The 9,258-nt window shown below is 60.9% G+C and carries 8 protein-coding genes; 3 read left to right on the forward strand and 5 right to left on the reverse strand.

The window, feature by feature from the left end:
* Window positions 1–12: 12 nt before the first annotated feature.
* The 3 genes from EYB53_RS04710 (at window position 13) to EYB53_RS04720 (ending at window position 3,145) form a co-directional block, all read left to right on the forward strand.
* Window positions 13–471, forward strand: a complete 459-nt coding sequence (locus EYB53_RS04710) for an NUDIX hydrolase (protein WP_135477061.1) — start codon at window positions 13–15, stop codon at window positions 469–471.
* 65 nt (window positions 472–536) lie between these two features.
* A complete protein-coding gene (gene ybeY, locus EYB53_RS04715) occupies window positions 537–1,028 on the forward strand; it encodes an rRNA maturation RNase YbeY (protein WP_371879065.1) in 492 nt (163 codons plus the stop codon).
* Window positions 1,025–3,145 (forward strand): glycosyltransferase, encoded by a 2,121-nt coding sequence (locus EYB53_RS04720; protein ID WP_135477062.1) that lies wholly within the window; start codon window positions 1,025–1,027, stop codon window positions 3,143–3,145. The genes ybeY and EYB53_RS04720 overlap by 4 nt, the downstream gene beginning before the upstream one ends.
* A 158-nt stretch (window positions 3,146–3,303) precedes the next feature.
* Here EYB53_RS04720 and EYB53_RS04725 read toward each other — a convergent pair whose 3' ends face one another.
* The 5 genes from EYB53_RS04725 to EYB53_RS04745 form a co-directional block, all read right to left on the reverse strand.
* Complete coding sequence (locus EYB53_RS04725) at window positions 3,304–5,022, reverse strand: peptide ABC transporter substrate-binding protein (RefSeq protein WP_205712577.1); 1,719 nt, start codon at window positions 5,020–5,022, stop codon at window positions 3,304–3,306.
* Window positions 5,023–5,030: 8 nt separating this feature from the next.
* Window positions 5,031–6,785, reverse strand: coding sequence for a TolB-like translocation protein (locus EYB53_RS04730; RefSeq protein ID WP_135477064.1), 1,755 nt, complete (start codon window positions 6,783–6,785; stop codon window positions 5,031–5,033).
* 19 nt (window positions 6,786–6,804) lie between these two features.
* Window positions 6,805–7,671, reverse strand: coding sequence for an FAD binding domain-containing protein (locus tag EYB53_RS04735; RefSeq protein WP_135477065.1), 867 nt, complete (start codon window positions 7,669–7,671; stop codon window positions 6,805–6,807).
* A gap of 21 nt (window positions 7,672–7,692) precedes the next feature.
* Complete coding sequence (locus tag EYB53_RS04740) at window positions 7,693–8,172, reverse strand: (2Fe-2S)-binding protein (protein WP_135477066.1); 480 nt, start codon at window positions 8,170–8,172, stop codon at window positions 7,693–7,695.
* 139 nt (window positions 8,173–8,311) lie between these two features.
* A complete protein-coding gene (locus EYB53_RS04745) occupies window positions 8,312–9,076 on the reverse strand; it encodes an SRPBCC family protein (protein WP_135477067.1) in 765 nt (254 codons plus the stop codon).
* Window positions 9,077–9,258: the final 182 nt, after the last annotated feature.

The following is a 9,258-nucleotide window of genomic DNA, read 5'->3' on the forward strand; positions in this document are numbered from 1 at the left end:
AAGTCTTTGCCTATGCCCGCACGTTCCAATCACGCGCTTACCCATCGTACCGCCTATTCTGCGGGTGGGGTGATGTTTCGTGTGCTTCAAGATCAGATCGAGGTCGCCCTGATTGCTACGGATCGGGGCGGCCGTTGGGGTTTACCCAAAGGTCATGTCAATCGCGGTGAGACGGCTGAAGCGGCTGCGTTACGCGAGGTGGCCGAAGAGACTGGCCTTGAAGGGGCAATTGTGTGTCACCTTGCGACGATCGAGTACTGGTTTCGCGCCGGACCTTCCCGGGTGCATAAGTATGTCGATCTCTTTTTGATGCGCTATGAGCGCGGTGAGGTTCGCCCCCAGCAGAGTGAAGTGGACGATGCCCGCTGGTTTCCCCTTGATGAGGCGGTGTTGCGCGTTTCGTTTGCCCGCGAACGTGATGTGCTGGTGCAGGTGCAGAACCTGATTTTTCGTGATGAGGAGCATCAGTAAGCTGCGAGCCTTCGTGCTGCAAGCTTGATTGTCTGTTGGGCCTGCGCCTGTCTGGTTGATGGGATATGAGTCGTTATCAGATTGATGTACTGGTGGAAGATGGGTTGGAGGCAGAGGTCGCTATGGTCGGCCTCGATCTGGCGCTGGTTGAGCAGGCCGTGGCCGCCGTACTTGCGCTTGAAGACGTCGCTGGCCCGCTGGAGGTGAGTATTTTGCTCGCCAATGATGCGCGCCTGCAGGCCCTGAATTGTGATTTTCGTGGCCTTGATGAGCCGACCGATGTGCTTTCGTTTGCCGATGATGGCGATGGTGCCGCGTTTGTGGCTCAACCCGATGCGGTGCGCTACCTCGGTGATGTTGCCCTTTCGTATGAGCGGGTCGTCGCTCAGGCGCACGAGTATGGCCATAGCCTCGACCGCGAACTCGCTTATTTGACGGTTCATGGTATGCTGCATCTGCTTGGCTATGATCACGAACGCGGCCCCGATGATGCCGCTTTGATGCGCGCCCGCGAAGAGGCTGCCCTCGCCCAGCTTGTGCTCCCCGAAACACCATGAAGATTTTGATTGTCTTGACCTATTACCACCCCCACTGGACCGGGTTGACGGTCCACGCGGTACGGGTGGCCGAGCATTTGGCCGTGCGTGGGCACCAGGTGACGGTGTTAACCAGTCGCCATGCTTCCGATCTTGCCCGCGATGAGATGCTCAATGGGGTGCGGGTCGTGCGCTTGCAACCAGTCGCGCGCTTTAGTCGTGGGATGGTGACACCGGCGTTTCCCTGGGCGGCGGCGCGCCTGATTGCGGAACATGAGGTGGTGCAGATCCATACGCCGCTGCCTGAAGCCCCGCTGGTGGCGCTGCTCTGTCGGAGCCTGGGGCGGCCGCTGTTGATGACGCATCACGGTGATGTGGTGATGCCGGATAGCCCTGTTGAGCAGTTGTTGGAACAGGCGGCATTTCAGGTGCTGCGTACCGCCGCGAGCCTCGCCGATGGCCTTACTTCGTATAGTGAGGATTATGCCCGTCATTCGCGCTTGCTCTCGCCTTTTCATGAAAAGCTGACCTGTATTTTGCCGCCGGTTGAGTTCCCTGAACCCGATTCCACCGCTGCCGCTGCCTGGAAGCAGGAACTTGGCCTGGCTGACCGGCGTTTGATCGGCTTTGGGGGCCGTTGGGTCAGTGAGAAGGGGTTTGACGATCTGCTCCGTGCCTTGCCGCTGATCCGTGCCGAGGTGCCCGAGGCGCATCTGGTCTTTGCCGGTGAGCGCAATGTGGTCTACGATGATTTTTATGCGATCTGCCGCCCCCTGATCGAGGCTGAGCAGGAGCATATCACCTTTCTGGGGTTGATCAAGGATCGCGAGCGGCTTGCCAGTTTCTATGCGATGCTCGATCTTTTTGTGCTGCCCAGCCATACCGATATGATGGCAATTACCCAGGTCGAGGCGCTGCTCTGTGGGACGCCGGTGGTGGCGACGGATATTCCTGGGGCGCGGGTGGTGGTGCGTGAGACTGGTTTTGGGCAACTTGCGCCGCCGCACGATCCGCCGGGCTTGGCGCGGACGATTCTGGCGACCCTGGCCAAGCGTGAGCGTTATCGCCCGAGCCGGGATGTGGTGTGTCGGATCTTTGATACGGATCAAACGATGAACGCTTATGAGCAGTTGCTGGCCCGGTTGGTGCAGACGCGGAGTCGCTCTGATCTTGGGGCACGGGCATCACGTCGGCTGGTCGGTGGTTCCTGGCCTGCCCTGGCGGCGGCCCCAATGACGGCGGCAGCTTCGCTTCATTCGCTCAACGGGGCGCCTCAGGCGCACACCGGGCTTTCCGCCGACGATCGGGCTTTGCTTGGGCAGTTGTTGCGCAACGAGGCTGATATGGCCTATCGCCGCCGTGCGCCGACGCTGCTTGGCTTTCTCGATCTCCACGATGGCGAGACGGTGCTCGATTGTGGCTGCGGGATGGGGGTGTATCTGATGATGATGGGCCGTCTCCGCCGACTCAACCTGATCGGTGTTGATGGCGATCGCGAGCGTTTGCACTGGGCCGAGCGCGAGCAGGTGCCCGCCGATCTGTCCGAGGTTGATATTCATCAGTTGCCCTTTGCTGATGCGAGTTTTGATAAGGTGCTGATGAGTGAGGTGCTAGAGCATCTGCAGGATGATCGCGGGGCGCTGCGCGAGATCTGGCGCATTCTCAAGCCTGGTGGCATCCTTGCGATCAGTGTGCCGCACGCCAATTATCCCTTCTGGTGGGATCCGATCAATAAGACGATCGAGGCGTTTGGGGGGCAACCGATCACCAGTGCCGGGCCAATTACCGGCATCTGGAGCAACCACGAGCGCCTGTATCTGCCTGAGCAACTACGTGAGGCGGTGCGTGAGGCTGGTTTCACGGTCGAGGTGGTGGAAGAACAGACCCACTATTCCTTCCCGTTTATTCATTTCATTGTGTACAGCATTGGCAAGCCGTTGATCGAGCGCAATCTGTTGCCCAAAGGGCTGCGTGATAGTGCTGACCGCTTTCGTGGCGAGCGCAACAGCGGTAGCCCCTTGAATCCGATCAACCTCGGGGTGGGGCTGTTTCGGCTCTTTGATGCGCGCAATGACCGTTTGCGGGGTACTGAGCGGACGTTTGTGACGCTGGCGTTGAAGGCGCGGAAGCCTGGGTGAGAGGCGCGGAGGTTTTGATGCAAAGGCGCGAAGGCGCAGAGGTTTTTGACGCAAAGGCGCGAAGGCGCAGAGGTTTTTAGGTAACTTTGCGTCTTTGCGTCTTTGCGTCTTTGCGTCAATAGGTAACTTTGCGTCTTTGCGTCTTTGCGTCAAAAGAATTAGCGTTGGAGGTACCAGCGTTCGATGTTCCAGTAGTAGCGTGGTGAACTGAGGTCGATCGGGCCATCGAGCGTGGTGATCGCTTCGTTGAGCATAACGGGCATCTGGTCAACCCAGAGGAAGAGGTAGGGCAGATCTTCGGCGATGATCGCCTGGGTCTGTCTGAGTGCTGCTACGCGCTGGTCAAGGTTGTAGAGCTGGCGCGCGGCTTCGGCGTTGGCATCGTAGGCAGAATTGCGATAGCCAACGACGTTCCGTGTGGCGCGGGTATCGGCGTCACCCTGATTGAGTTGGCTTGAGTGAAAGAGCGCAAAATCGTCGGGGTCATAGAAGGCGACATCGCCAAAGCTCGGATCGCCCGCGCCGTTGATCCAGCCGCCCATCAGCAGATCGAAGGCAAAGGGTGGAGCGTAGCGCGCCCGGATGACCTCGTCAAAACTGCCGGTCTCAACCTCGATCGCCATCCCGATGGTCGCAGCGGCGGCGGCGATCTGGCGAGCAGCGAGCAAGCGGCGCTCGTCGTCGTCGCGCACATAGAGGCTCACGGTCAGCGTGGTGTCATCGCGCTGGCGGATTGTTGCGCCGTCAGGCAAGACCCAGCCAGCTTCATCGAGCAGCGTGCGGGCGGTTTCGAGGTTGACCGGCGTGTTTGGCGGTGGGGTGAGATCGGCCCATGAGCCGGGGAGGGCCGTGGAGCCGAAGGTGATGCCCTGGCCTTTGGTGGCGCCTTCGACCAACCGCGGGATATCGAGGGCCAGGGCGAGCGCCTGACGCAGGCGGAGGTCGGCAAAGGGCCGTCCTTCACGCAGATTGAAGCCGACAAAATAGTAGCCATTCTCGGGGTAGGCCGAGGCGCGCACCCCGGCAGGCGGGGTCAGCGTCGGGAACCATGGCAATTCGGCGAGCAGCAAGCGCTGGTCGCTCAGCTGATCCAGGGTTGCCGCAGGATCGGCGAGCAGCTGAAAAGTGATCGTTTCGAGCAACGGCGCACCGTGATGATAGCGCTCGAACCGTTCAAGCACCAGCGTACGGCCTGGCGCAACGCTAGCCAGTTGAAACGGCCCGCTGCCGACTGGCATAGCCCAGGCATTGAAACTGGCAATATCTTGATCCAGCAACTGATGGCGGGGCAAAATAGGCAGCGCCATCGTCGCGAGGATGGGGGCAAAACGACTTGTCAGGGTCATCACGACGGTATCGGGGGCGGGGGCGGTCGCTGCACTGATATAGCGCAGATCGGCGAGCAAGGCCGTCGTGGTGAGTGGCAGGTTCCGCAGGCGTTCCAGCGTAAAGAGCACATCGGCGGCGGTGAGTGGCTCGCCATCGTGCCAGGTGAGATTGCTGCGGAGGGTAAAGGTCAGCACGCGCCCATCGGCATCGGTGATCCAGCGTTCGGCGAGATCAGGGACAGGCCGCAACTGGCTATCGAGGCGCAGTAGGCCACTATAGAGCAGCGCGACAAGCTGCTCTTCATCGCGTGAGCGAGGCTGCCAGGGACGCAACGCGGGCACGTCGGCGGCGAGGCGGATCGTCAATTCGCCGCCACGCGGCAACGGCGTCGGGGTTGGCGGCAGAACCTCGGTTGGCGCAGAGGGTGGTTCGGGAAGTGAGGTTGGCGTTGCCGAGCCGGGCATGCTACAGGCAGCCAGCCAGGCAAACAGCATGATCGAGGCCCCGAGGCTAAGCAGCAAGGGGCGCAGCGTTGCGATAAAACTCATAAGGCCTATTATAATCCACTTAACAGGGCCAGTGCGAAGGGCCGATCGAGCAACCATGTCTCGGTCGGGGCAAGGTAGAGCGAGGCCACCTGATTATTTCTACTCATGCGCAAGGCCCCGGCGACACTCTCGCCTTCGGGGGTTGTGCCGCGCAGCTCGCGCACCATGCTACCATCGGGCAAGACGAGCGGCTCGCCGAGCGTTGCATCGGGCAGAATCAGTTCGGGGAAGAGCGTGATCGAACCACCGGGAGGCCCACCGGCGACCAGGCGCGAGGCAATTACGCGGCTATCGGGGCCATCGGCGATACGATAATCCACCGGGCCGCGCCGTTCCTCCCACTCGGCGGGTACAGCGAGGGCAATCTCGGCGCTGCTGACCGTGATGACGGGTGGCGGCGGCAGCCAGAGCACGGGCGACGCGAAGGCAACATCCTGTGCCAGCCGCTCACTCGGGTCGGCTTCAGGTTCCCAGAGCCAGAGTTCACCAGCTTCAACGTCGGGAAACTGCGGTTCGAAGGTACTCAAACCGGGTTTCCAGTCAGGGGGCAAGAGCACGGCCAATTGCGAACCATCGGGCGACCAGGCGACGGTACGCGCATGCGGGAGCGTCGTGATTGGGCTTGCACTCAGCGTCAGTTCGCGGTCAGGCATCATCGTGGTCGACGTCTCGCCGAGTTGCAACAGCGTCGTATACCAGACATCATAGCCGGTAAACCCGCGAGCATCGCTGAAATTATACTCGGTGATAGCGACCAGGCGATTGCCAGGGCCATAGCGGGGTGTTTCGGCCCAGCCTGCCCCGAGATTCAGCGGCTCACCGCGGCGATCAAACGAACTCGTCTGCTCGGTCAGATTGAGATCAACGAGCGTCTGATAGCCAAGGAAACGCTGATAGGCAATGGTCAGGGCATCAGGTGACCATGCGGGCGCATAGAGGACGTGACCCTGGGGAAAGCCGCCCGCGCCATCAGAGATCGCAATCGCCCAATCGTTATCTCCCTGGCGATTCATCATCCGCAGATTATTGGCAGCACCACGAAAATTAAGCCCATTGAGGGTATACTCGGGCGGGGTTGCATACACAAGACGGCGCCCGGTCGGGCTAAAGGCTGGTTCGCAGCCACTGCCGAGGGTTTGTTCCTCACCTGAAGCGACATCAAGGAGGCGCACCTCGGCCTCGGCGCACCAGGCACTCCAGGCGGCCCATTCGGGCAAACTCGGGCGCGCCATCGTTGCCGAGGTGTAGGCGATGGTTTGACCATCGGGGGCCCAACTCAGCGTGCTTGCAAAACGATTGTTGGATGTCACCTGTTGCAAGCCCGAGCCATCACGGGCTACGAGCCAGAGCTCGCCCTGCGCATCGACCGTGCGCACCAGGGCGAGCATGCGTCCATCGGGCGTTGCGGCCATCTCACTGACCGCAGCGGCGAGCGTTCGGATTGACCGTGTGGTCACATCGAGCGCAACCAGATCGTCCGCCTGAAGAAAGAGAATCTCGCTGCCAGGCAGCGCCTCGGCGGGGGGCGTCGTGGCAACGGGTGACGGTGTTGGCGGCGGGGGCGCTGTGGTCGGTGACGGGGGCACCGTAGGCACCGTTGGCGACGGACTCGGCGCAGGCGTTGGTGGTACTTCCGTCGCGTCCATTGCTGGCGTTGGCGTAGGTGAGACCACAGGGCGAAGGGCCTGATTGCTATTGCAACCAGTGAGTCCTAGCGCCAGCACAATCAGCACCATCCATAGCATGTACGTTACGCGACGCATAAGGGGCTCCTTGGATCAATCACGATGCGCGAAGGCTTGCGGCAGCGGCCACGAGAGCGCGATGGATATAGACTTCGACCATCGCACGGCGGTAGGTTTCGCTGGCGTGGAGATCGCCCAGAATCTCAAGCGTATCGGCGGCACCCCTGGCGGCTCGAGCGAAGAGGTCGGGTTGAGCGGGTTGATGCAGAAGCATGGCCTCGACATTCGTGAGGCGTTCAGCGCGCACACCGGCACCGGTGACAGCGACGCGGCAGGCGCTCACCTGACCGGCCTCGACGCGGAGGAACGCCGCGACGCCTACCAGGGCATAGCGACTGGCGGGATGGGCGAACTTCAGATAGGCCGCCCCTTCACCGGGGCCGACGCGGTCGAGCGTGATGGCAGTCAGAATCTCATCGGGCGCGAGCGCGGTCGTCAACATATCAACAAAAAAGTCATCAGCGGCGATGGTGCGTATCCCGGCAGGCCCATAGATCGTCAGCGTCCCATTGAGCACGAGCACCACAGCGGGTGCATCGGCAGCGGGATCGGCGTGAGCCAGGGCCCCACCGAGGGTACCGCGATTACGCACCTGACGATCCCCGATCAGCCGGATGGTCGCAGCGAGCACCGGGAGGGCCTCGCAGAGCGTGGCATCAGCTTCGAGGGCACTCCAGGTTGTCATACTGCCAATGGTCACCCGCTCACCAACGGTAACGCCAACCAGGTCAGAGATCTTATGGAGATCAATGAGCACCGCAGGCGTGGCGAGGCGGAGTTTCATCGTGGGCAAGAGCGAATGGCCGCCGGCGAGCAGTTTCGCTTCATCGCCATACTGCTGCAAGAGACGGACGGCCTCATCAAGCCGAGACGGCGCATAGAAGGCAAAAGGACTAGGGATCATCGCAACTCCTGGCTCAGCGGGTTAGGTCTTCTGGGCCGACTGCATCTGTTGGGCCGCATAGCGCACCGCGCGCACAATATTCTCATAGCCCGTACAGCGGCAGAGATTGCCCTCGAGGGCGTGCCGGATTTCCTCATCAGAGGGATCGGGATTCTGCTGCAAAAGATCGGCAGCCGACATAATCATGCCGGGGGTACAGAACCCACACTGTAACCCGTGTTCAGCCCAGAACCCCTCTTGCAACGGATGCAACGTCGCTTCCTGGGCGAGGCCCTCAATGGTTGTCACGGTAGCGCCATCGGCCTGCAGGGCCAGCACCGTACATGCCTTGACACTGATCCCATCGAGATGAACCACACAAGCCCCGCACTGGCTCGTATCACAGCCAATATGGGTACCGGTGAGGTGCAGATGGTCACGCAACAACGTCACGAGCAACGTCCGTGGTTCAACCTCACCTTGGTATGGGCGACCATTGACGGTCAGCGAAATCCGCACCACAAGTTACCTTCCTTTAGACAAAGGTTCAGGGTTCAGGGTTCAGATCGAGCGGATCAAGATGCGGTGCAGAGCTCTGAACGGTAACATGTCCTGGAACCTTCCCTTATGATAGATCACTGCCATAGAGGCAGGCCTTGCTTTAGCGACGACGACCGAGCAAGTAGCCAACGAGGAATGCAATAATAAGCCAGGGAGTTGCCGGGTTCTGCTTGAGGAAATCCTCGACAGCCCCGCGCACCACGGCTGTCTCGGTCAGCCCTTGACCTGGCTCAACCTTGATTGAGCGGCGTACCGCATCGGGCGGAAGCGGTTCCTGCACCGTCGCAGGCGAAGCCTCTGGTATTACAGGTATGTCGGCAGAGAGTGGTGGTGCATAAAGGTTCGCGGTCACAGAGGGTATTTCGTAGAGCGCCTCGGCCACCGCATGTTCTACCTCAGCGGCGTGGGCAGCGGCATGGGCAAAGCGCCGCGACGCAATCTGCTGTTCGAGGGCTTTGAGGCTCTGATTGATCAACGTACGAGCGGCACCATCGATTAAGCGTTGACCAATACTCGCAAGCTTGCCACCGATCTGGGCCTCGCCGCCATAATCAAGAATCGTCTCGACGCCATCGGTACGAAGCTTAATCGTACCGGCCCCCTTGAGGAACCCATTGCTGCCCTTGCCATCGACATGGAGATCGTAGGACTCGGGGGCGACCACATTATCAATCTGGACGGTACCGGTATAGACACCGCGAACCGCCTGGAGCCCTATTTTGAGGGTTGTCTGGTAGTGATGGGGCGCAACTTCATCAAGTTGTTGACAACCTGGGATCGTCTGCGCAAGCACCTCGGGATCATTGAGGGCAGTCCAGACCTCTTCGCGGGTTGCTTCAAACGTATAATTGCCAGCAATTCTCACAGATACATCCTTACAAGTACCACGTGCCTGGTGACGAAAACCTCCAATCGGTCTCAGGTACATTCTAGTCTATCCATATGGTCGTGGCAAGGGGCAGGGCGGCGGGGGGCACGGCGGCGGGGGGCAGGGCGGCGGGGGGCACGGGCAAGCCGTGCCCGTACGGGGCGGCGGGGCGCGGCGGC

The sequence above is a fragment of the Candidatus Chloroploca mongolica genome, from assembly GCF_004762035.2.
Taxonomy (GTDB): domain Bacteria; phylum Chloroflexota; class Chloroflexia; order Chloroflexales; family Chloroflexaceae; genus Chloroploca; species Chloroploca mongolica.

What these genes read in the sequence shown, in the direction of transcription:
- EYB53_RS04730 (WP_135477064.1), bottom strand. Translation starts at nt 6,785, where the DNA reads ATGCGTCGCGTAACGTACATGCTATGGATGGTGCTGATTGTGCTGGCG.
- ybeY (WP_371879065.1), top strand. Translation starts at nt 537, where the DNA reads ATGAGTCGTTATCAGATTGATGTACTGGTGGAAGATGGGTTGGAGGCA.
- EYB53_RS04710 (WP_135477061.1), top strand. Translation starts at nt 13, where the DNA reads ATGCCCGCACGTTCCAATCACGCGCTTACCCATCGTACCGCCTATTCT.
- EYB53_RS04720 (WP_135477062.1), top strand. Translation starts at nt 1,025, where the DNA reads ATGAAGATTTTGATTGTCTTGACCTATTACCACCCCCACTGGACCGGG.
- EYB53_RS04735 (WP_135477065.1), bottom strand. Translation starts at nt 7,671, where the DNA reads ATGATCCCTAGTCCTTTTGCCTTCTATGCGCCGTCTCGGCTTGATGAG.
- EYB53_RS04725 (WP_205712577.1), bottom strand. Translation starts at nt 5,022, where the DNA reads ATGAGTTTTATCGCAACGCTGCGCCCCTTGCTGCTTAGCCTCGGGGCC.